General features: G+C 71.6%; 24 protein-coding genes. 17 read left to right on the plus strand and 7 right to left on the minus strand.

The window, feature by feature from the left end:
- Positions 1–69: 69 nt before the first annotated feature.
- A complete protein-coding gene (locus tag AC07FA_RS03950; protein WP_479073076.1) occupies positions 70–1,446 on the plus strand; it encodes an aminotransferase class V-fold PLP-dependent enzyme in 1,377 nt (458 codons plus the stop codon).
- 86 nt (positions 1,447–1,532) lie between these two features.
- Here the strand turns inward: AC07FA_RS03950 and AC07FA_RS03955 are convergent, their stop codons facing one another.
- Positions 1,533–1,814: an Lrp/AsnC family transcriptional regulator gene (locus AC07FA_RS03955; RefSeq protein WP_479073077.1), complete on the minus strand. Its 282-nt coding sequence runs from the start codon at positions 1,812–1,814 to the stop codon at positions 1,533–1,535.
- Positions 1,811–2,563, minus strand: a complete 753-nt coding sequence (locus tag AC07FA_RS03960; RefSeq protein ID WP_479073078.1) for a rhomboid family intramembrane serine protease — start codon at positions 2,561–2,563, stop codon at positions 1,811–1,813. The genes AC07FA_RS03955 and AC07FA_RS03960 overlap by 4 nt, the downstream gene beginning before the upstream one ends.
- Before the next feature lie 162 nt (positions 2,564–2,725).
- On the opposite strand from AC07FA_RS03960, the gene AC07FA_RS03965 reads away from it, so the two are divergent.
- The 5 genes from AC07FA_RS03965 to AC07FA_RS03985 all read left to right on the plus strand — a co-directional run bounded on the left by AC07FA_RS03965 (position 2,726) and on the right by AC07FA_RS03985 (position 8,240).
- On the plus strand, positions 2,726–2,968 hold the full coding sequence (locus AC07FA_RS03965; RefSeq protein ID WP_328909734.1) for a hypothetical protein: 243 nt from the start codon (positions 2,726–2,728) through the stop codon (positions 2,966–2,968).
- A gap of 35 nt (positions 2,969–3,003) precedes the next feature.
- On the plus strand, positions 3,004–4,365 hold the full coding sequence (locus AC07FA_RS03970; protein ID WP_479073435.1) for an NYN domain-containing protein: 1,362 nt from the start codon (positions 3,004–3,006) through the stop codon (positions 4,363–4,365).
- Positions 4,366–4,658: 293 nt separating this feature from the next.
- A complete protein-coding gene (locus tag AC07FA_RS03975) occupies positions 4,659–5,684 on the plus strand; it encodes a C40 family peptidase (RefSeq protein ID WP_479073079.1) in 1,026 nt (341 codons plus the stop codon).
- Between the two features lie 248 nt (positions 5,685–5,932).
- Entirely contained in the window at positions 5,933–6,964 is a 1,032-nt protein-coding gene (locus tag AC07FA_RS03980; protein WP_479073080.1) for a C40 family peptidase, read from the plus strand.
- Between the two features lie 16 nt (positions 6,965–6,980).
- A complete protein-coding gene (locus AC07FA_RS03985) occupies positions 6,981–8,240 on the plus strand; it encodes a Cif family virulence factor (protein ID WP_479073081.1) in 1,260 nt (419 codons plus the stop codon).
- Here the strand turns inward: AC07FA_RS03985 and AC07FA_RS03990 are convergent.
- Entirely contained in the window at positions 8,216–9,472 is a 1,257-nt protein-coding gene (locus AC07FA_RS03990) for a glycosyltransferase 87 family protein (RefSeq protein ID WP_479073082.1), read from the minus strand. The genes AC07FA_RS03985 and AC07FA_RS03990 overlap by 25 nt on opposite strands.
- A gap of 100 nt (positions 9,473–9,572) precedes the next feature.
- Between AC07FA_RS03990 and AC07FA_RS03995 the strand changes: the two genes are divergently transcribed.
- A complete protein-coding gene (locus tag AC07FA_RS03995; protein ID WP_479073436.1) occupies positions 9,573–10,715 on the plus strand; it encodes a glycosyltransferase family 4 protein in 1,143 nt (380 codons plus the stop codon).
- A 79-nt stretch (positions 10,716–10,794) separates the two neighbouring features.
- Here the strand turns inward: AC07FA_RS03995 and AC07FA_RS04000 are convergent, their stop codons facing one another.
- The gene (locus AC07FA_RS04000) at positions 10,795–12,591 is read right to left on the minus strand and encodes an AMP-dependent synthetase/ligase (protein WP_479073083.1); all 1,797 of its coding nucleotides are present in this window, start codon (positions 12,589–12,591) and stop codon (positions 10,795–10,797) included.
- Positions 12,592–12,870: 279 nt separating this feature from the next.
- Here AC07FA_RS04000 and AC07FA_RS04005 point away from each other — a divergent pair, with 279 nt between their 5' ends.
- The 6 genes from AC07FA_RS04005 to AC07FA_RS04030 all read left to right on the plus strand — a co-directional run bounded on the left by AC07FA_RS04005 (position 12,871) and on the right by AC07FA_RS04030 (position 17,834).
- Complete coding sequence (locus tag AC07FA_RS04005) at positions 12,871–13,680, plus strand: metallophosphoesterase family protein (protein ID WP_479073084.1); 810 nt, start codon at positions 12,871–12,873, stop codon at positions 13,678–13,680.
- A gap of 98 nt (positions 13,681–13,778) precedes the next feature.
- Positions 13,779–14,222: an SRPBCC family protein gene (locus AC07FA_RS04010; protein WP_479073085.1), complete on the plus strand. Its 444-nt coding sequence runs from the start codon at positions 13,779–13,781 to the stop codon at positions 14,220–14,222.
- Positions 14,223–14,226: 4 nt separating this feature from the next.
- The gene (locus AC07FA_RS04015) at positions 14,227–15,432 is read left to right on the plus strand and encodes an ArsA family ATPase (RefSeq protein WP_479073086.1); all 1,206 of its coding nucleotides are present in this window, start codon (positions 14,227–14,229) and stop codon (positions 15,430–15,432) included.
- Between the two features lie 60 nt (positions 15,433–15,492).
- Complete coding sequence (locus AC07FA_RS04020; RefSeq protein WP_479073087.1) at positions 15,493–15,960, plus strand: DUF5304 domain-containing protein; 468 nt, start codon at positions 15,493–15,495, stop codon at positions 15,958–15,960.
- Between the two features lie 86 nt (positions 15,961–16,046).
- Positions 16,047–16,988, plus strand: coding sequence for an ROK family glucokinase (locus AC07FA_RS04025; protein ID WP_479073088.1), 942 nt, complete (start codon positions 16,047–16,049; stop codon positions 16,986–16,988).
- A 72-nt stretch (positions 16,989–17,060) separates the two neighbouring features.
- Complete coding sequence (locus AC07FA_RS04030; protein ID WP_479073089.1) at positions 17,061–17,834, plus strand: endonuclease/exonuclease/phosphatase family protein; 774 nt, start codon at positions 17,061–17,063, stop codon at positions 17,832–17,834.
- A gap of 35 nt (positions 17,835–17,869) precedes the next feature.
- Here AC07FA_RS04030 and AC07FA_RS04035 read toward each other — a convergent pair whose 3' ends face one another.
- Complete coding sequence (locus AC07FA_RS04035) at positions 17,870–18,553, minus strand: hypothetical protein (RefSeq protein WP_479073090.1); 684 nt, start codon at positions 18,551–18,553, stop codon at positions 17,870–17,872.
- The gene (locus AC07FA_RS04040) at positions 18,546–19,325 is read right to left on the minus strand and encodes an alpha/beta hydrolase (protein ID WP_479073091.1); all 780 of its coding nucleotides are present in this window, start codon (positions 19,323–19,325) and stop codon (positions 18,546–18,548) included. Before AC07FA_RS04040 ends, AC07FA_RS04035 begins: the two co-directional genes overlap by 8 nt.
- A 243-nt stretch (positions 19,326–19,568) precedes the next feature.
- On the opposite strand from AC07FA_RS04040, the gene AC07FA_RS04045 reads away from it, so the two are divergent.
- The 4 genes from AC07FA_RS04045 (at position 19,569) to AC07FA_RS04060 (ending at position 23,352) form a co-directional block, all read left to right on the plus strand.
- Positions 19,569–20,327 (plus strand): lysophospholipid acyltransferase family protein, encoded by a 759-nt coding sequence (locus AC07FA_RS04045; protein WP_479073092.1) that lies wholly within the window; start codon positions 19,569–19,571, stop codon positions 20,325–20,327.
- 32 nt (positions 20,328–20,359) lie between these two features.
- On the plus strand, positions 20,360–21,583 hold the full coding sequence (macS, locus tag AC07FA_RS04050; protein ID WP_479073093.1) for a MacS family sensor histidine kinase: 1,224 nt from the start codon (positions 20,360–20,362) through the stop codon (positions 21,581–21,583).
- Positions 21,580–22,275: a response regulator gene (locus AC07FA_RS04055; protein ID WP_479073094.1), complete on the plus strand. Its 696-nt coding sequence runs from the start codon at positions 21,580–21,582 to the stop codon at positions 22,273–22,275. The genes macS and AC07FA_RS04055 overlap by 4 nt, the downstream gene beginning before the upstream one ends.
- A 72-nt stretch (positions 22,276–22,347) precedes the next feature.
- A complete protein-coding gene (locus AC07FA_RS04060; protein ID WP_479073095.1) occupies positions 22,348–23,352 on the plus strand; it encodes a 2-hydroxyacid dehydrogenase in 1,005 nt (334 codons plus the stop codon).
- Between the two features lie 33 nt (positions 23,353–23,385).
- Here AC07FA_RS04060 and AC07FA_RS04065 read toward each other — a convergent pair whose 3' ends face one another.
- Positions 23,386–25,272, minus strand: a complete 1,887-nt coding sequence (locus tag AC07FA_RS04065) for an anthranilate synthase family protein (protein ID WP_479073096.1) — start codon at positions 25,270–25,272, stop codon at positions 23,386–23,388.
- Between the last annotated feature and the right edge of the window lie 24 nt (positions 25,273–25,296).

Consider the following 25,296-nt stretch of genomic DNA (forward strand, 5'->3'; position numbering starts at 1 on the left):
TTCTCTTCTCCTGCGCTGCCGCGTATCCGTCGGCGCGCGGAATTCGCCTGCCTGTTACGGGAGTTCGCCATGTCTGTCTCCGCCGCTGCCCTCGACCAGTCCGTTTGTGCCCCGCTGCCGGTTCTGGGCAAGGACGTCACTGTTCCTCTCGTTACCGGTGGCGAAGTCACCTATGCCGCCCTCGACTACGCGGCCAGCGCCCCCGCGCTCCAGCGGGTGTGGGACGACGTCGCCGCGTACGCCCCGTACTACGGCAGCGTCCACCGGGGTGCCGGTTACCTCTCGCAGCTCTCGACGGACCTCTTCGAGAACAGCCGCACGACCGTCGCGGAGTTCCTGGGCTGCCGACCGGACGACCAGGTGATCTTCACCCGCTCGACGACCGACTCCCTCAACCTGCTCGCTGCCGCGATCCCCGCGGACTGCCAGGTGTTCGTCTACGAGACCGAGCACCACGCCTCGCTGCTGCCGTGGCGCGACGCCCGGGTGACCTACCTCAACGCCCCCCGTACCCCGGGGCAGGCCGTCGAGGCCCTGGAGCGCGCGCTCGCCGAACGCGACCCGCACGGCCCGGCGCTGGTCTGCGTCACCGGCGCCTCCAACGTCACCGGCGAGCTGTGGCCGGTCAGGGAACTGGCCGCCGCCGCCCACGCCCACGGCGCGCGGATCGTGCTGGACGCCGCACAGCTCGCCCCCCACCACCCGGTGGACATCGCGGAGCTGGACGTCGACTGGGTCGCCTTCTCCGGACACAAGCTGTACGCGCCGTTCGGCTCGGGAGTCCTCGCGGGCCGCGCCGACTGGCTCCAGGACGCGGAGCCGTACCTGGCCGGCGGCGGCGCCTCGCGCAAGGTCGCCCGGCGCACCGACGGCGGTGTGGACGTGGAGTGGCACACCACCGCGGCCCGCCACGAGGCCGGTTCGCCCAACGTCATCGGCGTCTACTCGATCGCCTCCGCCTGCAAGGCGCTCACCGAGGCGGGCTTCGACACCCTCGTCGCCCGCGAGCAGCACCTCGTCTCGGTCGTCCGCGCCGGGCTCGCCGAGGTCCCCGAGGTCCGGGTGCTCTCCCTGTTCGGCGACGACGCCCCGCGGGTCGGCGTCATCTCCTTCGTCGTCGACGGCTGGAACAGCTCGCACTTCGCCGCCGCGCTCTCCGCGGAGTACGGCATCGGCGTCCGCGACGGACTGTTCTGCGCCCACCCGCTGGTGCGGACCCTGCTGGGCAGTGACGCACAGGACCCGGGCGAGTGCGGCGCCCCGGAGGCCGCCCCGGGCGAGCGGTCGCTGAACGCCATCCGGGTCAGCTTCGGTGCCGGTACGCCGGACGAGCACGTCGAGCGTTTCGTACGGGCGGTCAAGGAGCTGGTCCGCGAGGGCGCCCAGTGGAAGTACCGCACGGAGGACGGCCGCTGCGTCCCGGACCGCGGAACGGCTCAGGTCTGACGGGACCACAGCACTTCGGCCGGGTACGGGAAGCCCGTACCCGGCCGGAACGCTGTGGCCCAGGACAGCTCCTGGGCCTGCACGGCCTAGGCGTCCAGGCCGATCGCGAAGGCCGCTTCGAGGTCGTGCTGCGAGTACGTACGGAACGCCACATGCGTGTCGGTTCCCTCGACGCCCGGGATCTTGCTGATCCGGCCGGGGATGACATCGGCGAGATCGTCGTGCTTGGCCACGCGGACCATGGCGATCAGGTCGTACGTACCGGTGACCGAGTAGACCTCGCTGACACTGTCCAGCGCGGCGATGGCCTCGGCGATCTCCGGAATCCGGTCCACGCTGGTTTTGATGAGCACGATCGCGGTGATCACGGCTGGCTTTCTCCCTCGGTGGCCGTGGCTGGAGACTTCACTCTAGCCCCACGGCGATAGCACACCCAGGCGTAGAGGAACCCGGCGGCGAAGCCCGCAACATGGGCGAGATACGCCACGCCCGGACTGTTCCCCACACTCTGTGCCGCCAGCCACTGAAGGATGAACCAGAAGATCAGCACGATCCAGGCGGGGAAGCGCAGCGGCAGGAAGAAGAGGAACGGGAAGATGCTCGTGACCCGCGCTCTGGGGAAGAGACAGAGGAACGCGCCGAGCACCGCGGAGATCGCCCCCGACGCGCCGACCAGCGTCTGGTCGGACTCGGCGTGCGCCGCCGCGTAGACGAGCAGGGCCAGATAGCCGCAGCAGACGTAGAAGACGGCGAACCCGAGGTGGCCCATGCGTTCCTCGGCCATCGCCCCGAAGACGTACAGGAACAGCATGTTGCCCAGCAGATGCAGCCAGCTGCCGTGCACGAAGAGCGCGGTGAGCGGGGTGAGCAGGGCGCGCGCCGAGCCGTCCCACAGTTCGCTGGGGATCACGCCCCACCGCTCGAAGTACGCGGCCTGCGCTGCGAGCAGCCGGTCGGCGGCCCCGTACGAGGGGTTGAACCCGGACAGCGGGCTGATCAGGAACACGGCGCAGCACAGGGCGATGAGCCCGTAGGTGACGGGCGCTCCGTTCGCCGAGGCCGCCCTCCGGATCCTCCTGGCCTTGTCCCGCCAATCGACTTCCCGGCCATCGATCATGCACAGAGCATGACGCACCGGGGGAGAACGGGACAGACCGCCTCGCCGTGTCTATGGGTATGCGCGAGGCCGTAGGGTTACGACAGGACATCCGCAGTTCGACGGCGCACCGCGAGATCGTTGAAACAGACAGCTCGACGCACGACGAAAGAGGACGCAACGATGACGACGGTTCCCATGCCGACCGACGGGACCCGCTGGCGCTGCACGCTCTGCGGAAACCTCACCCGGTTCGACGTGACCCGCTCCTCCAAGGTCGTGGAGTACGTCCATCTGGACCTGGCCGGGGAGTCGAGCGTCGAGGAGCGCGAGGTGGTCAGTGAGACCATCGAGTCGGTGCGCTGCCGTTGGTGCAACGCGGTGGACCAGATCGAACTGGTAGACAGGCCGGGCGCCGACTCCTGACGGAGCCGCGGACAAACATATTGGGGTGACGGATGGTGGAGCAGCCGACTAACGGCGCCGAACCGGCCGATGAGGCCGAGGGCGCCGTCGAGGCACTCGACCGCCCGCTGCCCGAGGGAGTGCGACGGCGGGTCATCGCGCTGGTCTCGGACGCGTTCGGCGGCCTGACCGTCGGCGAGCTTCCCACTCAGCTCAGACAGTACGCCCGTTTCACCCCGACCCGGCGTGCGAAGTTCGCCGGGAACGCGATGGCGGCCGCCCTGGAGAGCGAGCCGGTGTTCCGCCGCCGCATCGGGGAACGGATCGCCCAGGCCCAGCCCGAGCTGGCCGCCGCGCTGGAGACCGGCGCGCCGCCCGCCGCCGCCGATCCCGTCGACGTGGCCGCCGCGGCCTATGTGCTGCGGCCGTCCGGCTGGGTCAAGCTGGTCGCGGCCGCCGGTGAAGAGGTCCAGCGGGCCGACGCCGAGCGGGCCGACGAGGAGACCCGGCGCGAACTCGAGCGGCTGCGCGAGGAGCTGGCCCAGGCCCGCAGCCACACCAGGAGCGAGACCGAGCGGCTGCGCGCCGAACTCGACGCCGCCCGCAAGGAAGCCGAATCACTGCAACGCAAACTCCGCAGCGCCCTCAGCGAGGTGAAGCGCGGCGAGGCCGCCCTGCGCCGCGGTGGCGCCGAGGCCGACAGCGTACGGGCCGAGGCGGCGGCGCAGATCTCGGCGGCCGAGAGCGAGTCCCGGCGGCTGAAGGCGAGGCTCAGTGAGGCGGAGGCGTCCGTCGAGGCGAGCCGCAGGGCCGCCAGGGAAGGGCGCTCGGTCGAGGACATGCGGCTGCGGCTGCTGCTCGACACGGTGCTCGACGCGGCGCAGGGTCTGCGGCGCGAACTGGCCCTGCCGCCCTCGTTCATCCGGCCGGCGGACAGTGTCGAGGCGGTCGAGCCCGGCCGGATGTCGCCCAAGGACATTGCGGCCAGGGCCCTTTCGGAGACCGACCCGGCCCTGCTCGACCAGTTGCTCGCGCTGCCCCAGGCGCATCTGATCGTGGACGGCTACAACGTCACCAAGACCGGGTATCCGCAGATGCCGCTGGAGAAGCAGCGGTTGAGGCTGCTGGGCGGTCTCTCGGTCCTGGCCGCGCAGACCGGGGCGGAGATGACCTGTGTGTTCGACGGGGCGGAGCTGGCCGCTCCGGTCCTGCTCGCACCGCCTCGCGGAGTGCGCGTGCTGTTCAGCAAGGCGGGCGTGACCGCCGACGAGCTGATCCGGCAGCTGGCCCGCGCGGAACCGTCCGGCCGGCCCGTCGTGGTGGTCTCCACGGACCGCGAAGTGGCCGACGGGGTGGCGAAGGCGGGCGCGAGGCCCGTTGCGTCCGCCTTGCTCCTGAAGCGGCTTTCGCGCGTCTGACGCCTTGTGTCCCGCATGTGTGGCATGCCGGGATTCTGGGGAACACACCGTCAAGTCGCCACTACAGGCGGTGCGATGTGAGAAAAGAAGTAGCGGGTGTGGCGAGATTTTGCTCATGAGGATTTGAACTGATCACAAGATGGTCACTAAGGTCGGGCCTCGAACCTTCGCACGGTTGATCACCCATCCGGGGTGGCAGTGAAGGAACCGCCGAGTCCGTGACGTGCACGGAGCCGGGGATTCTCATCCCCCACAGCCCGGTAGGCGGCTCGAGGAAGAAGGAGCTCGCCTTCGTGGCGTCCCACCGTCGTCCCAAGCAGCCGAGCCGCACCCGCGTGACCGTGCTCACCGTTACCGCGGCCGCGGCCGTGGCTCTGACCTCCCAGGCAGCGCATGCCGACCCCAAGCCGACCAAGAACGAGGTCAAGGCGAAGGTCGACAAGCTCTACCACGAGGCGGAAGCGGCCACCGAGAAGTACAACGGGGCCAAGGAGCAGCAGGACAAGCTCAAGAAGCAGGTCGGCGCGCTCCAGGACAAGGTCGCCCGTGGCCAGGACGAGCTCAACACCCTGCGCGGCGAGCTCGGTTCGCTCGCCACCGCGCAGTACCGCTCCGGTGGGATAGACCCGTCCGTCCAGCTCTTCCTCGCCTCGGACCCGGACAGCTTCCTGGACAAGGCCTCGGCCCTTGACCAGCTGACGGCCAAGCAGACCGAATCGCTCCAGACGATCCAGGCGAAGCAGCGCACCCTCGCGCAGCAGCGCAAGGAGGCCCAGGAGAAGCTGGGTGACCTCGCCGACGTGCGCGAGGCGCTCGGTGAGAACAAGAAGAAGTTCCAGGGCAAGCTCGCCGACGCGCGGCAGCTCCTCAACACCTTGACCGCGGCCGAGCGCGCGAAGATGCAGCAGGAAGAGGTGCGCGCCAGCCGGGCGTCGAGCGACCGGGTCAGCCTCGGCAACGAGGTCCCCGCGTCCGCCCGCGGCGCCGCCGCGCTCCAGGCCGCCTCCACGCAGCAGGGCAAGCCGTACGTGTCCGGTGGCACCGGCCCCAGCTCGTTCGACTGCTCCGGCCTGACCCAGTGGGCCTACGCCCAGGCCGGTGTCCAGATCTCCCGTACCACGTACACCCAGATCAACGACGGTGTACGGATCGGGCGCAGCGCGCTGAAGCCGGGCGACCTGGTCTTCTTCAACAACACCTCGCACGTGGGCCTGTACGCGGGCAACAACCAGATCCTGCACGCCCCGAAGCCGGGCGCCGTGGTCCGTTACGAGTCGATGGACTACATGGGCACCTTCCAGTTCGGCGTGCGCGTCTGACGCCCGAACGGGCGAATTGCGGCACCCCTCGCTGACGCCCCGCCCCGCCGGAGACCAAGGTCACCGGCGGGGCGGAGCCTTTTCCCCCTCCGCGACGCCCGGCGCGGTCTTTGGTCACCGTGTAGTCGTCCGATTACTGTCTGCCTGCTGTGCGGCTCCCGGTCGTCGTTCCGCCCGTCCAGGGCGGCAGGGGCCGCGCACCGTCCGCGAACATGCGGGCGGGTACGCGGAAGGGAGTACGGCTTCCTGTGGTGTCCCATCGCCGTTCCACACAGTCCGGCCTCAACCGGACCGTCCGGGTCACTGTCCTCTCGGCCGCCGCGGCGACTGCCGCGGCCACTCTCGGAGCCGCCCCGGCGAGCGCCGACCCGCAGGACACGCACGAGGCGACCAGGGCCCGGGTCGACCGGCTGTACGGCGAGGCGGAGAAGGCCACCGAGCGGTACAACGAGGCCGACGAGAAGGTCGACCGGCTGCGGGGCGTGGTGAGCAGGGCGCAGGACACGGCGGCCCGCGGCCAGGAGCACATCAACCGCATGCGCACGGCCCTGGGCTCGGTCGCCGGCGCGCAGTACCGCACCGGCGGCATCGACCCGTCGATCGCGCTGCTGCTCTCCTCGGACCCGGACACCTTCCTCGACCGGGCCGCCACCCTCGACCGGCTGAGCGCGCGCCGGACCATCGAGCTGCACAAGCTCCAGCAGGCGCAGCGGACCGTCGCCCAGACCCGCGCGGAGGCCACCAGGGCCCTCACCGAGCTGGAGAGCAACCGGGCCGCCGTCGCCCGCCACAAGCGCACCGTCGAGGGCAAGCTCGCCCAGGCCCGGCAGCTGCTGAACTCGTTGCCCGCCAAGGAGCGGGAGACCCTCGACCGGGCCTCCCGCTCAGGACGTGACGAGCCGGTCCAAGCCCTCTCGGACCGGGCGCCGGGCTCGGGGCGGGCGATGGCCGCCCTCTCCGCGGCCAGGCAGGCGCTCGGACTGCCCTACGTGTGGGGCGCCAACGGGCCCAGCGGATTCGACTGCTCCGGGCTCATGCAGTGGGCGTACGCCCAGGCCGGGGTCGGCCTCCCGCGCACCTCCCAGGCCCAGCGCTACGCCGGCCGGATGGTGCCGCTCTCCGACGCCCGCCCCGGGGACCTGGTCGCCTACCGCGCGGACGCCAGTCACATCGGGATGTACGCGGGCAACGGCCAGGTGATCCACGCCCCGTACCCGGGCGCCCCGGTGCGCTACGACCCCGTCGGCATGATGCCCGTCTCCTCGGTCACCCGCCTGTGACCGTACGATCGGCAGGATGGCTGTTCAGCGGCGTGGCACAGGGCGGAAGCGGGCCCGGGCCCGGCGCACGGCGGGTGCCGTGCTCGCCGGGCTGCTGTTCGCGTCCGCCTGCGCGTCCCCCGGCGACCCGGTCCGGGACACGGCCGCCCAGGGGATCCGCGCCACCCTGGACCGCCGCGCGGCCGCGGTCCTGAACCACGACCCCGCGGGATATCTGGCCGTGCTCGCCCCGAAGGCCACGGCCCTGCGGGCCGCCCAGCGCGGCGAGCTGGCCAACCTCACCGACGTACCGCTGAAGTCGTGGTCGTACGAGGTGAGGGCCGTGACCCCGCACGGCGGCGGCCGGGCCACCGCGGACGTCGACCTCCGGTACCGGATCGACGGCTACGACCGGGCACCCGTCTCCGCCGCCCGCACCCTGGAGCTGGCCCGCGACGACGCCGACGGCCGCTGGTACATCGCCGCCGACCGCCCTGCCAAGGGCGCCGCGGGCCAGCTGTGGCAGCAGGGCGACGTCCAGGTCGTCCGGGGCAGCCACAGCCTGGTCCTCGGGGTGGGCCGGTCCGACGCCGAGCTGCGCCGGGTCGCCGACACCGCCGACCACGCCGTGCCCGCCGTCTCCGCCGCCTGGCCGGAGTCCTGGGCGCGCCGGGTGGTCGTGCTCGTACCGGACTCGGTGGAGGACATGGCGGGGCTGCTGGGCTCGCCTCCGGCGAGCTACCGGGGGATAGCGGCCGTCACCACCGGTGAGGTGGGCGGCTCCGGCAGGGCTCCCGGCGCCGCCGACCGGGTGATCGTCAATCCGCAGGCGTACGCGATGCTCGGCACCTTCGGGCAGCAGATCGTCCTCACCCACGAGACCACCCATGTGGCGACCCGTGTCCGCACCTCCCCGGCCACCCCGGTCTGGCTCTCCGAGGGCTTCGCCGACTGGGTGGCCTACCGCGAGGAGAGCCGCCCGGCCGACCTGATCGCGCCCGAGCTGGCCGAAGCGGTCCGCGGGGGCGCACTGCCCGCCGCGCTGCCCGTCGACGAGGACTTCGGCTTCGGGGGCGACGCGGGGAAGCTCGCGAGGGCGTACGAGGGGGGCTGGATGGCCTGCGAGCTGATCGAGGACCGCTGGGGCGAGGAGAGGCTGATCGCCTTCTACAAGGCCGTGGGGGGCCATCCGGGACGGGACGGGGCGGTGGAGCAGGCGATGCACACGGTGCTCGGTACGACGCCCGAGGACTTCACCGCGAGCTGGCGGGACTACGTGGCGGCCCGGCTCGGCTGACGTTCCCCCCGCTCCGGGCCGTCGGCGGCGCCGGTCCGCGGCTCCTTCCCCAATGGGGCGGGCACGGTCTCCCGCCACAGCCGCAGCCCCGCGGCCAGCGTGGCGGCGACCAGCAGCCCGTTGCGTACGAGGAGCAGCGCCACCCCCACCGTGTCACTGGCGACCACGTGCGCGAAGCCGAGGGGGAACTCCAGCAGCGTGACGCCCGTGGCCACCAGCACCAGGCAGGCGGGAAGCACCATCCGGCTGCCCCGGAACACCAGGCAGACGGCCGCCAGGCCGACCAGCCACAGCATGTACTGGGGACTGATGACCCGGCTGGTCGTGGTGAACAGCAGGACCGCCGTGAACGCCGCGTCCGCCGGAGTGCGCACCGTGAAGGTCCGGGCCCGCAGCCGCCACACCAGGAGCCAGCCGAAGGCGAGCACCGTCAGCCCCATGGCGAGCGTGGAGACCAGCGGGACGTACGGGCCGAGGAACTCCATCGAGCCGTAGCGCAGCTCCACCCCGCCCCGCCAGCCGAACTGCCGGGCCACGTGGAACACCAGCGCCCCCAGCGACTCGATCTCGGTGCCCCGGTCTCGCTGGAACGACAGGAAGGCGAACGCGCCGGGCAGTGCCGCCGCGCACAGCACGGCCAGCGTCACCGCCGTCGTCGCGGCGGCCGACCACGCGCTCCGGGTCGCCCGCCCGCGCGCCGTGCCGGCCAGCAGCAGCACAGGCCACACCTTCAGCAGCGCCCCGAAGGCGGCCAGCGCCCCCAGCACCCGTGGGCGGCGCACCCCGGCCAGCAGCGCCGCCACCGCGACGGCGGCGACCATCAGGTCGTAACGGGCGTAGGAGGTCGGGCCGAGGAGCGGCACCCCCGCCACCCACACCCAGGCACCCGCGCCGCTCCTGTCCGGCCCCCGCCCCGCACGCAGCAGCAGTCCGAGGACCAGCGCGTCGCAGAACAGGACCAGGACGTAGAAGGCCGACGGATAGTCCAGGGACGGCAGCAGGGCGGGGGAGAGGACGGCGAGCGCGGCGAGGGGCGGGTACTGCCAGGTGACGTCGTCCACCGGGTAGGTGCCGCTCCTCAGCACCTCGTACCAGCCGTGGTAGATCGCCGACACATCGCTCGTGACGTCCGGCCCCGGGACCGTGAAGACCTTGAGGACACAGAGCAGCAGCACCGCTCGGGTGAGGGCCCACACCGCGAGGGACAGACGTGTACCCATTGCTCCCGTCATGACTGCCTCATCCGGTTCGGCGGTGGTTCCGGTGAGCCATGATGCCGGGCGGGACGGGGCGGGAGCGATGAAGCGGGGCCGTTCGGTACTGTCGGCGGCGATGGACAAGACCCTGATCGTGACGAACGATTTTCCGCCCCGGCCCGGTGGTATCCAGGCGTTCCTGCACAACATGGCGCTGCGCGTGGACCCCGGACAGCTCGTCGTCTACGCCTCCACCTGGAAGCGCGGCGCCGAGGGTGCCGCGGCCACCGCCGCCTTCGACGCCGAGCAGCCCTTCACCGTCGTGCGCGACCGTACGACGATGCTGCTGCCGACCCCGCGCGTGACCCGGCAGGCGGTGCGGCTCCTGCGGGAACACGGCTGCTCGTCCGTCTGGTTCGGCGCCGCGGCCCCGCTCGGCCTGATGGCCCCGGCCCTGCGCAGGGCGGGTGCGCGCCGGATCGTCGCCACCACCCATGGGCACGAGGCGGGCTGGGCCCAGCTGCCGGCCTCCCGGCAGCTGCTGCGCCGCATCGGCGAGGGCACGGACACGATCACGTACCTCGGTGAGTACACCCGCTCCCGGATCGCCGCCGCGCTCACGCCCGGGGCGGCGGGCCGCATGGTCCAGCTGCCGCCCGGGGTCGACGAGAAGACCTTCCACCCGGCCTCGGGCGGGGACCGGGTCAGGGCCCGGCTCGGGCTCTCGGACCGGCCCGTCGTCGTCTGTGTGTCGCGGCTCGTCCCCCGCAAGGGCCAGGACACCCTGATCCTCGCCATGCCCGCGATCCTCGCGCGGGTGCCGGACGCGGTCCTCCTGATCGTCGGCGGCGGACCGTACGCCAGGGAACTGATGAAGCTGGCCGCCGAGACGGGCGTGACGGACTCCGTGCGCTTCACCGGGCCGGTGCCGTGGGAGGAACTGCCCGCGCACTACGGCGCCGGTGACGTCTTCGCGATGCCGTGCAGGACCCGGCGCGGCGGGCTCGACGTCGAGGGGCTCGGCATCGTCTATCTGGAGGCGTCCGCGACCGGCCTGCCGGTGGTGGCGGGCGACTCGGGCGGCGCGCCCGACGCCGTGCTCGACGGCGAGACGGGCTGGGTGGTCCGAGGCGGCTCCGCGGAGGAGTCGGCCGACCGGATCGTCACCCTGCTCGGCGATCCGGAGCTGCGGCGGCGGATGGGGGAGCGGGGCAGGGCCTGGGTCGAGGAGAAATGGCGCTGGGACCTGCTCGCCGAGAAGCTGAAGACACTGCTCTGAGCATCTGGCGGGGCGTCAGTCAGCCTGCGCGAAGGGCCTGTCCCCACGGGGGAGACAGGCCCTTCGCGCAACTGCTGGATCAGGCGCGGTAGATGGACTCGACCTCGTCGGCGAAGTCCTTCGCCACCACGTTGCGCTTCAGCTTCAGCGAGGGCGTGATGTGGCCCGCCTCTTCGGTGAACTGCGCGGCCAGGATGCGGAATTTGCGTACGGACTCGGCCTTGGACACCGCGGCGTTGCCGTCGTCCACGGCACGCTGCACCTCGGCCAGCAGCTCCGGGTCCTCGCGCAGCGACACGGCCGTCGAGCCGACGGGCTTGCCGTGCTCCTCGGCCCAGCGGCTCAGGAACTCCTCGTCCAGGGTGACCAGCGCGCCCACGAACGGACGGCCGTCTCCGACGACCATGCACTCCGCCACCAGCGCGTGCGCGCGAATCCGGTCCTCGATGACGGCCGGGGCGACGTTCTTGCCGCCCGCCGTCACGATGATCTCCTTCTTGCGGCCGGTGATCGCGAGATAGCCGTCCTCGTCGAGCGTGCCGATGTCGCCGGTGTGGAACCAGCCGTCGGCCAGCGCCTCGGCCGTCGCCGTCTCGTTCTTCCAGTAGCCGGTGAACAGGTGCTCGCCGTGCAGCAGCACCTCGCCGTCGTCGGCGATCCGGACGACCGAACCGGGCAGCGGCTGACCGACCGTGCCGATCTTCTGCCGGTCCCACGGGTTGAAGGCGGTGGCCGCACACGTCTCGGTCAGGCCGTAGCCCTCCAGCACCGTGAAGCCGATACCGCGGTAGAAGTGCCCGAGCCGCTCACCGAGCGGCGCGCCGCCGGAGATCGCGTACTCGCCCCGGCCGCCGAGCACGGCCCGCAGCTTGCTGAAGACCAGCTTGTCGAAGACCTTGTGCTTGACCTTCAGACCGAGGGACGGGCCCTGCGGGGTGCTCAGCGCCCGGCTGTACGTGATCGCCGTGTCGGCGGCGCGGTCGAAGATCCTGCCCTTGCCGTCGGCCTGGGCCTTGGCGCGCGCCGAGTTGTAGACCTTCTCGAAAACCCGCGGCACACCGAGGATCAGCGTCGGCCGGAAGGACGCCAGCTCATCGGTGAGGTTCTTGATGTCCGGTACGCAGCCGAGCTTGATCGGGGCCATCACCGAGGCCACCTCGACCAGCCGGCCGAAGACGTGGGCCGCGGGCAGGAAGAGGAGCACGGAGCACTCGCCCGTACGGAAGAGGGGCTTCAGCCGCTCCACCACGTTGCCGCACTCCGCGAAGAAGCTGCGGTGGGTCAGCACGCAGCCCTTGGGGCGGCCCGTGGTGCCCGAGGTGTAGACGATGGTGGCCGGATCGTCGGCCTTGGCGCTCACCGTGCGCAGATCCATGGTCTCCTCCGAGACCTGCGCCCCGGCGGTGGTCAGTTCGCCGACCGCGCCCTTGTCGATCTGCCACACGTGGTGCAGCTCGGGCAGTCCGTCGCGCACGGAGGCGACGGACTCGGCGTGGGCGTCGCTCTCCACGATGACCGCGATGGCACCCGAATCGCCGAGTATCCACTGGACCTGCTCGGGGGAACTCGTCTCGTAGACCGGGACGGTGACCGCGCCCGCGCTCCAGATCGCGAAGTCCAGCTGCACCCACTCGTAGCGGGTGCGCGACATCAGGGCGACCCGGTCGCCGGGCTGGACACCGGACGCGATCAGGCCCTTGGCCGCGCTTCTGACCTCGGAGAGGAACTGGGTGGCGGTGACATCCGTCCACACACCGGCCACCTTGCGGCTCATCACCGCGACTTCGGGATGCTGAGCGGCATTGCGGCGGATGAGATCCGTCAGGTTGCCGTCCGAGGGGACCTCGTACAGGGCCGGAAGGCTGAACTCGCGCAAGACTGCTGCTCCTCATCGGGCTCCGGTGCCACGGCTCTGTGTGACGCACCGGATGCGGTCCAAGACTGGCACGTGCTCCGTGGGGTGAGCACGACTGGACTGCCCGGACGTTACCCACCGGTACGTGGTTCCCGATAGGGGGTTCCGGCCAGATGTCTTATGCATCACACATAGAGGTGGGCCTTGGGCGCACAGTAGTGCACCCATGTGACGACCCGGAAGTAACCGCAGGTCCGGCCGCCCCTACCCACGCGACGGACCGAGATCTAGGGTGATCGGATGCGAGGCAGCGGAGTGGACGGCCGGAGCGCGGCCGTGAAGAGCGGTACGCGGGTCCACGTGGTCAGCGACGTGCACGGCAACACCGAGGCGCTCGCCCGCGCCGGGGACGGGGCCGACGCCCTCATCTGCCTCGGTGACCTGGTGCTCTTCCTCGACTACGCCGACCACTCGCGCGGCATCTTCCCCGACCTCTTCGGGGTGGAGAACGCGGACCGCCTCGTCGAGCTGCGGACCGCCCGCCGCTACGAGGAGGCCCGCGCCTTCGGCCGCACCCTGTGGGCGGGCATGGACCGCAACGCGGCCATCGTCGCAGCGGTACGCAAGCAGTACGCGGAGATGTTCGCCGCCCTGCCCACCCCGACGTACGCCACCTACGGCAACGTCGACATCCCCGCCCTCTGGCCGGAGTACACCGCCCCCGGCACGACCGTCCTGGACGGTGAGCGCGTCGAGATCGGCGGCCGGGTCTTCGGCTTCGTCGGCGGCGGGCTGAAGACCCCGATGAACACCCCGTACGAGATCAGCGACGAGGAGTACGCGGCCAAGGTCGAGGCCCTCGGTCCGGTGGACGTGCTCTGCTCGCACATCCCGCCCGACGTCCCCGAGCTGACGTACGACACCGTGGCCCGCCGCTTCGAGCGCGGCAGCCCGGCCCTCCTCCACGCCATCCGGCGCACCCGCCCCCGGTACGCGCTTTTCGGCCATGTCCACCAGCCCCTGGTCCGCCGGATGCGGATCGGCGTCACCGAGTGCGTCAATGTCGGCCACTTCGCCTCCACCGGGCGGCCATGGGCCCTGGAGTGGTGACGCGGACCGCGGAACGACGACCGTCCCGTACGCGATAGCCTGCACGCGGCAGACCTCTGCCGAACGCGACCGGTACACCGCACTGGAGGGCCACGGCGATGGCTGAACACACCAGCTCGAGCATCATGATCGAGGCGGCACCGTCCGACGTCATGGGAGTGATCGCCGACTTCGACCGCTATCCCGAGTGGACCGGCGAGGTGAAGCAGGCCGAGGTACTGGCCGGCGACGACCGGGGCCGCGCCGAGCAGGTCCGTCTGGTCCTGGACGCGGGAGCGATCAAGGACGACCACGTCCTCGCGTACACCTGGACCGGTGAGAACGAGGTCAGCTGGACGCTGGTGAAGTCCCAGATGCTGCGGGCCCTCGACGGCTCGTACACGCTGGTGCCCGTCGGCGACCGCACCGAGGTCACCTACCGGCTGGCCGTCGACGTGAAGATCCCGCTCCTCGGCATGATCAAGCGCAAGGCGGAGAAGGTCATCATCGACCGCGCCCTCGCCGGACTCAAGAAGCGCGTCGAGTCCGTCCCGCGGGGCTGACCGCGTGCGTACGGTCCTGGTCACCGGTCCCGGCGGTGCGGGCCGTACGACGGTCGCCGCGGCGACCGCACTGGCCGCCGCCCGCGCCGGCCGGCGCACCCTGCTCGTCTCCGCCGACGCCGTACCCGGATTTCCCACCGGTACGGAACCCGTGGAGGTCACCGACGGCCTGCGGTACGCCCGCATCGACTCCGGCGCGCACTTCCGCGACGAACTCGTCGCCCTCCAGGACCGCGCGTCCGGAGTGCTCGGCCTGCTCGGCGCCAACCGCCTCGACGCCGAGGAACTCACCGAACTGCCCGGCAGCGCCCAGCTCGCGCTCCTCCACACCCTGCACCGCGCCGCCGGGGGCGACTGGTCCAAGGACGGCACGCAGGTCCTCGTCGTCGACCTGCCGCCGCTGCGCGAGGCCCTCGCCGTACTCGCCCTGCCCGAGCAGCTGCGCCGCTATCTGCGCCGTCTCCTGCCCCAGGAACGCCAGGCCGCACGCGCCCTGCGCCCGGTCCTCGCCCAGCTCGCCGGGGTCCCCGCGCCCGCGCAGTGGCTGTACGAGGCCGCCGCCCGCAAGGACGCCGAGCTGGCCGCCGTGCAGGCGCTGACCGAGGACGGATCGACGACGGTACGCCTGGTCGCCGAACCCGGCCCGGCCGCCGAGGACACCCTGCGCACCGCCCGTGCGGGACTCGCCCTGCACGGACTGCGCGTCGACGCGCTCGTGGCCAGCCGGGTGCTGCCCCGGCACTCGGCGGACCCCTGGTTCGCCGGTCTCGCCGCCCAGCAGGAGAAGTGCCTCGGACGCTGGTCGCAGGAGTGGGCCCACGGGACGCCTCTGCTGGAGACGGCCCACCTCGGCCACGACCCCCGGGGCCTCGACGATCTGGCCCTCCTCGGCGGCCTCGCGCCCGACGACCGGACACCCGGCCGCGCCGACGGCCCCTGGTGGACCGAGGACACCCGGGCACCGGACACGTCCGGCGAGCCGGCCGACGGAACGCTCGTCTGGTGTCTGCCCCTGCCCGGAGCGGGCAAGGAGGACGTCCAGCTGGTCCGCCGCGGCGACGAACTGCTCCTGACCGTCGGCCCGTTCCACCGGATCGTGCGCCTGGAGTCCGGGCTGCGCCGCTGCACCGTCTCCGGAGCCGCCCTCACGGACGGTGTGCTGCGTGTCCGGTTCACGCCGGACCCGGCGCTCTGGCCGCGGAGCCGATGAACGGTTTACCCCCGTTCGGGTAACGTCGGTAGTACGCCACCCTTGCCGCAGGAGCCCGTCATGAGTGAAGCCACCGATCGTCCCGCCGACGGCGACGCGTGGGCCGATGCCTGCGCCGAGGACCTCGAAGCCGAGAAGGCGAGGCGCCGTGCCCAGCACGGTCCGCAGCCCGGCTCCGCCGCCGAGGAACTGCGCAAGCTGGTCGACGCGGTGGCCGACAAGGTCGCCTCGCTCCAGTCGCCGCTGCTCGGCGTGGCCGCCCAGGGCGCCGTCCAGCAGGTGATCAAGCAGGCGAAGTCCGCGGTCGAGCCCGTCATCGAGCGCAATCCGGACCTCTTCGGTCATCTCGCCGCGGCGGGCAACGAACTTCTGGCCGCCTACCGCTCGGCCGTCGAGGGCCAGGAGGCCCGCTGGACCCGCACCACCGAAGGCGCGGGCGGCACGGAAGGCCCGAAGAAGGCCGCCGACGACGCGTCCGACCCCCGGGACGAGGGCCCGGGCGGCAGCGAGCACATCGACCTGGACTGACCCCGGGCCGTAGGCAGTAGGCCCAGCGCCTTCCCTGCCTCGGGTACGGTTGGCCGTAGCGGGGCTCGACCGAAACTGAGGGATTCATGGGACTCACCATCGGCGTCGATATCGGCGGCACGAAGATCGCGGCTGGAGTGGTCGACGAAGAGGGCCAGATCCTCTCGATGTTCAAGGTACCGACCCCGCCGACGGCCGAAGGCATCGTCGACGCGATCTGCTCAGCCGTGGCCGGAGCGAGCGAGGGACACGATGTCGAGGCAGTGGGCATCGGCGCTGCCGGATATGTCGACGACAAGCGCGCCACCGTGCTCTTCGCACCGAACATCAAGTGGCGGCACGAGCCGCTGAAGGACAAGGTCGAACAGCGGGTCGGCCTGCCGGTCGTCGTCGAGAACGACGCCAACGCCGCCGCCTGGGGCGAATACCGCTTCGGCGCGGGCCAGGGCCACGACGACGTCATCTGCATCACGCTCGGCACGGGCCTGGGCGGCGGCATCATCATCGGCAACAAGCTGCGGCGCGGACGCTTCGGCGTGGCCGCCGAGTTCGGGCACATCCGGGTCGTCCCGGACGGCCTGCTCTGCGGCTGCGGCAGCCAGGGCTGCTGGGAGCAGTACGCCTCCGGGCGCGCGCTCGTCCGGTACGCGAAGCAGCGCGCCAACGCCACCCCGGAGAACGCCGCGATCCTCCTGTCGCTCGGTGACGGGACGGTGGAGGGCATCGAGGGCAAGCACGTCAGCGCCGCGGCCCGGCAGGGCGATCTGGTCGCCGTCGACTCGTTCCGTGAGCTGGCCCGCTGGGCCGGAGCCGGACTCGCCGACCTCGCCTCGCTCTTCGACCCCTCCGCCTTCATCGTCGGCGGCGGTGTCTCGGACGAGGGCGAACTGGTCCTCGACCCGATCCGCAAGTCCTTCCGCCGCTGGCTGATCGGCGGCGAATGGCGCCCGCACGCCCAGGTGCTCGCCGCCCAGCTCGGTGGCAAGGCCGGCCTGGTCGGCGCGGCCGACCTGGCCCGCCAGGGCTGAGTCCGCACAGCGGCACCGGACGCCCGTCGCGCCCTCTGGGGAGCGGCGGGCGTCCGTCGTATCGTGAAGCCCATGGTCATGACGCCGCTGCCCGACTCCCGTACCGAGCCGGACGGTTCGGCCGTCATCAGAGTGCTCAGCTACAACGTCCGGTCGATGCGTGACGACACCGAGGCTCTGGCCCGTGTCATCCGCGCCTGCCGCCCGGACCTGGTCTTCGTCCAGGAGGCCCCGCGCTTCTTCCGCTGGCGCAAGGCGGCCGCCAGGCTCGCCGCCCGTACCGATCTGGTGATCCTCAGCGGCGGTGCCACGGCGGCCGGACCCCTGCTGCTCTGTTCGCTGCGGGCCACGGTGGAACGGACCGAGGACGTACTGCTGCCGCTCACCCCTGGTCTGCACCGCAGGGGCTTCGCCACCGCCGTGGTGCGGATCGCGGGTACCCGGATCGGACTCCTGAGCTGCCATCTCAGTCTCCAGCGCGATGAGCGCCTGGCCCAGGCGGACCTGCTGCTCGAACGGCTGGACGCCATGCGGGTGCCCCACGCGATCGCGGCGGGCGACCTCAACGAGGGGCCGGACGGGCCTGCGTTCACACGGCTGGCCGGGCGGCTCCAGGACTGCCGGGCCGTACGCCCCTGGGGCGGCGAGCACACCTTCTCACCGGACGAGCCCCGGCGGCGCATCGACGCGGTCTTCGCCACACAGGGCGTCGAAGTCCTCGGCTGCGGGGTCCCGTCGGGCCTCACGGGCGTCACGGAAGCAGATCTGCGGGCCGCCACGGACCACCTTCCGGTGCTGGCGGCACTCCGGGTGCCCGCCCTGTCCACGACGGCCCGACAGGCCTGACCGTTCGTTCGCGTCGTCACGTCACGCGGCGCGCCTCAGACCACCGCGCCGCGCCCCGGGTCGTCGTCGTCCTCGTCGTCGTGGGGCATCCGTGCCACCAGCGTCGCGAAGCCGCCGAGGAATCCGCCGATGGAGAGCGTGGTCAGCCACCACGTCATCTCCCACTGCAACAGCACGGCGATCAGCATCAGGACCGGACCACCGACGACCGCGAGCCAGGCGAACTTCGCCGTGACATCGGCCTCCGGCAGCGGCGGCGGCTCCGGCGGGACGAAGTGCCCCTCCTCGCTGTCGTCGGGACCGTCGGTGTCGCCGTCCTTGGGTTCCTCGACCTCGTAGCCACGCGGCCCCGCGACCCCGGGCGCGAAGACGACGGAACTGCCCAGCGCCTTCTTCTCCGGAGGCTTCGCGGGCTTGGGCGACTTCGGCTTGTCCGCACCCTTGTCCGTGTCGTCGCCCGCACCCGCGTCCGGGTCCAGGACGTTGAGCTGGTCGTCCTCCAGCAGCGCCAGATCCTCGATCGACTTGAAGGGCTTGGCGCCCGGCGGGTCCGGCGGCTCGTCGCCGTACCCCGCGACGATGGCCTCCCAGGCCGCGTCCTCGTCGATCGGCCGGCCCTCGTCGATCGGCCGGGCCTCCTCGGGGACGCCGCTGCCCTCCGTGGGACGCGGTTCGCGCTCCTCGTCACTGCCTGTGCGCTCCGCGTCGTGCTCAGCCACCGGACGTGCTCCCCTTCTTCCCGACGCTGGGTGCGAGACGGCCGACGAACGAGTAGCTCTCCTCGAAGATCCGCTCCGCGTCATGGTCCAACGTCGCCACGTGGTAGCTCTGTTCCAGCAGGATCTCCTCGACGTCCGTCGAGGACACCCGGCTCAGGATGCGGGCCGAGTCGGCGGGCGGCACGACGTGGTCCTGGGGACTGTGCAGCAGCAGCAGAGGCTGGGTGACCTGAGGCAGTTCGGCGTCGACCAGGCGGAAGAAATTGCGTACCGAATGGGCCGCGTGCAGCGGCACCCGGTCGTAGCCGGTCTCCTCGACACCCTCCAGCGCGATGTCGCTGGTGAGGCCCTTGGTCGTACGCACGAGATGGCGGGCGACCGGCAGGGCGTACGCCGAGAGGCCGTGCACCTTGTTCGCCGGATTCACCAGCACCAGGCCCGAGACCGCGTCCCCGTGCTTCGCCGCCAGCCGCAGCGACAGCGCACCGCCCATGGAGAGCCCGAAGACGAAGACCTGGCCGCACCGCTCCCGAAGGACGCGCAGCTCCCGGTCCACCTCCGCGTACCAGTCCTGCCAGCCGGTGACGGCCATGTCCTCCCAGCGGGTGCCGTGTCCGGGCAGCAACGGGAGCGAGACGGTGAGTCCCCGCTCCGCGAGGTAGTCGGCCCAGGGGCGCAGCGACTGCGGCGATCCGGTGAATCCGTGGCAGAGAAGGACGCCGACCTCTCCGCCCTCGTGGCGGAACGGCTCGGCTCCAGGGAGGACCGGCACCGGGGGTCTCCTGTTCGTGAGGCTGTGACGGGTGGGTGAAGCACGCGTGACGGGTGGAGCGGTGGGGCTGAAAGGGGAGTGCGGAGAAGGATTACTTCACCGTACGCGACCGGACCGACACCGACCAGGGCCGTCACCGGTCACAGCCGCACGCCCGGCCGCCGGTGCGGCCCCGTGCCGGGCGGAAGCCCGGCCGATCGCACAGGTTAAGGTCTGTCGGACAGCACACAGGAGGCACCCGAGTTGATCTACGGCGCAATGAAGTTCTCCATCGGCGGCCCTCTGAAGTTCGCTTTCAGGCCGTGGGTGGAGGGCCTGGAGAACATCCCCGCACAGGGGCCGGCGATCCTCGCGAGCAACCATCTGTCGTTCTCCGACTCGTTCTTCCTGCCGGCCGTACTCGACCGCAAGGTCACCTTCATCGCGAAGGCCGAGTACTTCACGGCGCCGGGCGTGAAGGGGAGACTGACCGCCGCCTTCTTCAAGGGCGTCGGCCAGCTCCCGGTGGACCGTTCCGGCGCCCGCGGCGCCGGTGAGGCGGCCATCAAGGCGGGCATCCAGGTCATCGAGAGCGGCGGGCTCTTCGGTATCTACCCCGAAGGCACCCGCTCGCCCGACGGCCGTCTCTACCGCGGCAAGCCCGGTGGCCTCGCCCGGGTGGCCCTCGCCACCGGCGCCCCCGTCATCCCTGTCGCGATGATCGACACGGAGAAGATCCAGCCGCCCGGGCAGCTGATGCCCAAGCTGATGCGGCCGGGCATCCGGATCGGCGAGCCGCTCGACTTCAGCCGCTACCAGGGCATGGACGGCGACCGCTTCATCCTGCGTTCGGTGACCGACGAGGTCATGTACGAGATCATGAAGCTCTCCGGCCAGGAGTACGTCGACATCTACGCGACGGCCGCCAAGCGGCAGCTCGCCGACGACGAGAAGCGCGCCCGGAAGCAGCAGCACGAGGCGGAAGCGGCGAACAAGGACGAAACGGACCGGTCCGGCGCGTAGTGGCGTCGCCGTCCGTCCGGGGGGTGGGGGAGATGACCAAGCGCGAGCGGGTCGTGCGGATGTCCGTCGAGCAGCCGTTGTGGCGTGCTCTGACCGCGTACCGCCTGCTGACCATGGCCTACGCGGTGCTCCTCGCGGCCGTCGGCCGGGAGAAGTACGAGCGGCTGTGGGTGGCCGTCGCCTTTCTGGCCGTGATGGTCCTCTGGACCCTCGCCACCCTCCCCAGGGTCGCCAACGCCGCGCGTTGCACCAAGCGTTTCCTCGGCGCGGACCTCGTCATCGCCCTCACGGGCGTCCTCCTCACCCCGCTCGCCGACTTCGACGCCCGGTACGTCGACGGTCCGACCCTCCCCTCGATCTGGACGGCAGGCTCCGTCCTGGCCTTCGCGATCAAGGGCGGCTGGCGGTGGGCGGCCTTCGCCTCCACCTTCGTCGCCGTCGCCAACATCGTCGAGCGCGGCCACCCCAGCCGGGACACCGTGCACAACGTCCTGCTGGTCTGGGTCGCCTCCATCGCGATCGGGTACGTCGTCGAGGTGGCCCGCGCCAGTGAACGCACCCTGGCCCGCGCCCTGGAGATCGAGGCCGCCACCCGCGAGCGGGAGCGCCTGGCCCGCGACATCCACGACAGCGTGCTCCAGGTCCTCGCGATGGTGCAGCGCCGCGGCACGGCACTCGGCGGCGAGGCCGCCGAACTGGGCAGGATGGCCGGCGAACAGGAGGTCGCCCTGCGCACCCTCGTCTCCAGCGGGCTCGTCCCCACCACCCGGGTCTCCGAGGACGCGGCCGACGGCGCCGTGGTCCGTACCGTCGAGATCGACGAGAGCCGGACCGGGGAAGCCGACTGCGATCTGCGCGCCCTGCTCGCCCCGCACGCGGGCTCCCGGGTCAGCTTCGCGGAGCCGGGCGCTCCGGTGCTGCTGCCGCCGGAGGCCGCACGGGAGCTCGCCGCCGCTGTCAGTGCCGCCCTGGACAATGTGCGGGTGCACGCGGGACAGGGTGCCCAGGCGTGGATCCTGGTCGAGGACGAGCGGGACGAAGTGATCGTGACCGTCAGGGACGACGGACCGGGCATCCCGGAAGGCAGGCTCGCCCAGGCGGAGGGGGAGGGCCGGCTCGGGGTGGCGCTGTCGATCCGCGGGCGGCTGCGTGACCTGGGTGGCACGGCCGCGTTGATTTCGGTGCCCGGCCAGGGCACCGAGGTCGAGTTGAAGATTCCGAAAGTTTCACGGGGGAAGGCAGGATCGGCCCGATGAGTACACCGAACGCGCGGGAAGCCCAGGAGCGGCCCACCAGGGTGATGGTCGTCGACGACCACCCGATGTGGCGTGACGCGGTCGCCCGCGATCTGGCCGAGTCGGGCTTCGACGTGGTCGCGACCGCGGGCGACGGCCCCCAGGCGGTGCGCCGGGCGCAGGCCGCCAGGCCCGATGTCCTGGTCCTCGACCTGAACCTGCCGGGCATGCCCGGCGTCCAGGTCTGCAAGGAGCTCGTCGGCTCCCACCCGGGGCTGCGCGTCCTGGTGCTCTCCGCGAGCGGTGAGCACGCCGACGTCCTGGAGGCGGTGAAGTCGGGCGCCACCGGCTATCTGCTGAAGTCCGCCAGCACCCAGGAACTGACCGACGCCGTGCGTTCCACGGCCGCCGGCGACCCGGTCTTCACCCCGGGCCTCGCCGGTCTGGTCCTCGGTGAGTACCGCAGGCTCGCCTCCGACCCGGCGCCCGTGGCGGCCGACGTACCGAAGGCTCCTGAGCTCACCGACCGCGAGACGGAGGTGCTGCGCCTGGTCGCCAAGGGACTCTCGTACAAGCAGATCGCGGAACGGCTCGTCATCTCCCACCGCACTGTCCAGAACCACGTGCAGAACACCCTCGGCAAGCTCCAGTTGCACAACCGGGTGGAGCTCGTGCGGTACGCGATCGAGCGCGGCCTCGACGACGTCGGCTGAGCGGCGCCCCGGGGGCGCGGGCCGTATATTCGCGGGAACCGGCCCGTACCCCTGCGCGCAACGGGAGACGTCGTGGAAATCCTGGCCTTCGGTGTGCAGTCCGACGAGAAGCCCCTGATCGAGAGCGCCTTCGCGGGGCAGCACGAGGTCCGTTGCCTGGACGTCTTCCTGAACAGGGACACCGCACCGATCGCGGCGGGCTACGAGATCATCTCCACCAGCGTCAACGCCGACCTCGGCGGCGCGGTTCTCCAGACCCTGGCCGCGGGTGGCACGCAGATGATCGCCCAGCGCTCCACGGGCTTCAACAACATCGACCTCGACGTCGCCGAACGCCTGGGCCTGCGCGTCGCCCGCGTCTCGTACTACTCGCCGCACTCCGTCGCCGAATTCGCCTGGACGCTCGCGATGGCGGTCAACCGGCGCATCATCCGCGCCGCGAGCCGCACCCGGGACTTCGACTTCCGTCTTGACGGCCTCCTCGGCCGCGACATGCGCGGACGCACGGCCGGAGTGATCGGCACCGGAAAGATCGGCGAGGCGTTCACCCGGATCGCCCACGGTTTCGGCATGAACCTGCTGGGCTGGGACGTCGCGGAGAACCCGGCGTGCCTGGAGCTCGGCATGAAGTACGTCGAGAAGGACCGACTCCTCGCCGAGGCAGACCTGATCAGCCTCCACGTGCCGCTGCTGCCCGCCACCCACCACATCATCGGCAGGGACGCCCTGGCCGCGATGAAGGACGACGCGATCCTGGTCAACTCCAGCCGCGGCGGACTCGTCGACACCACGGCGCTGGTCGCCGAGCTGCGGGCGGGCCGCTTCACCGGCGTGGGACTCGATGTGTACGAGGCGGAGGCCGGGCTCTTCTTCCTCGACAAGTCCCTGGAAGGCGTCGACGACGACACCCTGGCCAGGCTCGTCACCTTCCCGAACGTCGTCGTGACCTCCCACCAGGCGTACTACACCCGGGAGGCGGTGGGCCAGATCGTCGACGCCACCGTGCGCAACGTCGCCGACTACCTGGCCGGCCGCCGCAGCGAGAACGTCCTCGTGCCGTCCCTCCCCGGGAAGTGAGGCCCCGGCGGTGCGCCGGGGCCAGGCCCTCCGTCAGCTGAGCACCGGCAGCCCCGCCAGCAGCTCGGTCACGATCGCGGACCCGCGCAGCGTGAGGACCGACTCCGGGTGGAACTGCACCGAGGCGAAACCCTTCCCGCGCAGCGCGTGCAGCTCGCCGGTCGCCGTGTCCATGCTCACCTCGATGGCGTGGGCGGCCAGCTCGGCGGCCGTCGACTCGTCGCAGCGGGCCGTGAAGCTGTTGTAGAAGCCGACGGTCTCCGGACGGCCGAACAGTTCGATCCGGGTCTGCGCACCCTGGTACGGCACGGTCTTCCGTACGATCTCCACGCCCAGTTCCGCCGCGATCAGCTCGTGCCCGAGGCAGACGCCGAGCAGTCCGTGCCGGTGGTCCCGTAGCAACTCGGCCGCCAGCGCGCGCAGCAGCCGCATCTTGGGATCGGTGGCGTCGGCGGGATTCCCGGGCCCCGGTCCGAGCACGACGGGCCCCTCGTGCGCCCGTACGGCATCGCGCAGCCCCGGCTCGTCGTACCGGCGCACCGACACATCCAGCCCCGACGACCGCAGCAGATGGGCCAGCATCGCGGTGAAGGTGTCCTCGCCGTCCACCACCAGGGCGTGACCGGACAGCTCCCGCGTACGTTCCCGCATCCGCAGCCAGAACGGCGCGAGCCCACCGCGCCGGTCGTCCAGCGCCGCCTGCACCCGGGGGTCGGAAGCCAGCTGCGGGCGTGCCGCCTCCGCGCGGGGCCGCCCCGGCCGCACGCCCAGGGCCGCCAGCACCCCTGCCGCCTTGGCGTGGGTCTCGGCCACCTCGCTCTCCGGGTCCGAATGGCGTACGAGCGTGGCGCCGACCGGCACCTTCAGCCGGCCGTCCGCCGAGATGTCGGCGGTCCGGATCAGGATCGGCGAGTCCAGGGTCTGGGCCCCGTTCGCGTCGAGGCGCAGCAGGGCCAGGGCGCCCGCGTAGTAGCCACGGCCGCCGGGTTCGTACCGCTCGATCACCCGGCACGCGTTCTGCACGGGGGAGCCGGTGACCGTCGCCGCGAACATGGTCTCCTTCAGGACCTCCCGGACATCCAGCGAGGAGCGCCCGCGCAGTTCGTACTCGGTGTGCGCGAGGTGGGCCATCTCCTTCAGCCGGGGGCCGATCACGACCCCGCCCATGTCGCCCACGGTGCACATCATCTTGAGTTCCTCGTCGACCACCATGGAGAGCTCCTCGGTCTCCTTGCGGTCGCCGAGGAAGGCCAGCAGGCTCGTCGCCGTGGGTCCGCCGGCGGGGTAGCGGTAGGTCCCGCTGATCGGGTTCATCACGACCGTGCCGCCCGACATCCGCACATGCACCTCGGGGCTGGCGCCGACCAGTGTGCGGTCCCCGGTGTGGACGACGAACGTCCAGTACGCGCCCCGCTCACCCGACAGCAGCCGTCGGAACAGCGCCAGCGCGTCGCCCCTGCCGAACCCGGGGATCTCACCGCCGAAGGTCCGCCGGATCACGAAGTTCGCGCCCTCGCCCTGCCCGATCTCGTCCTCGATGACCCGCCGGACGGTCTGCGCGTACTGCGCGTCGGGCACGTCGAAAGCCCCGCCCTCCACGCGCACGTCATGGTCGGGCAGCGCGGCGAGCACCTCGTCGAGCGGCAGCGCGTACGACTCCTGGGCGAGGAGTACGGACAGCGGGGTGCCGTCGTCGCGGACGTCGAAGCCCCGCTCCGCGATCTGCCGGAACGGCACCAGGGCGAGCGAGGGCTGCTCGCCCACGGGGATCTCGGCGAGCCGGTCCACCTCCCGGACCCGGCCGATCAGTACGTCGACGGTGTCGTGGTCGTGGCCGGGCGTGCGCCTGCGCAGCAGCGCGAACGGCGGGCAGTCGTCCTGGAGCAGTCTGCGGATGAGGTCGGTCACGCGGTCGGGCATGGGGTGTTCCTTCCGGCAAGGAGG

The sequence above is a fragment of the Streptomyces sp. NPDC045968 genome, from assembly GCF_056430475.1.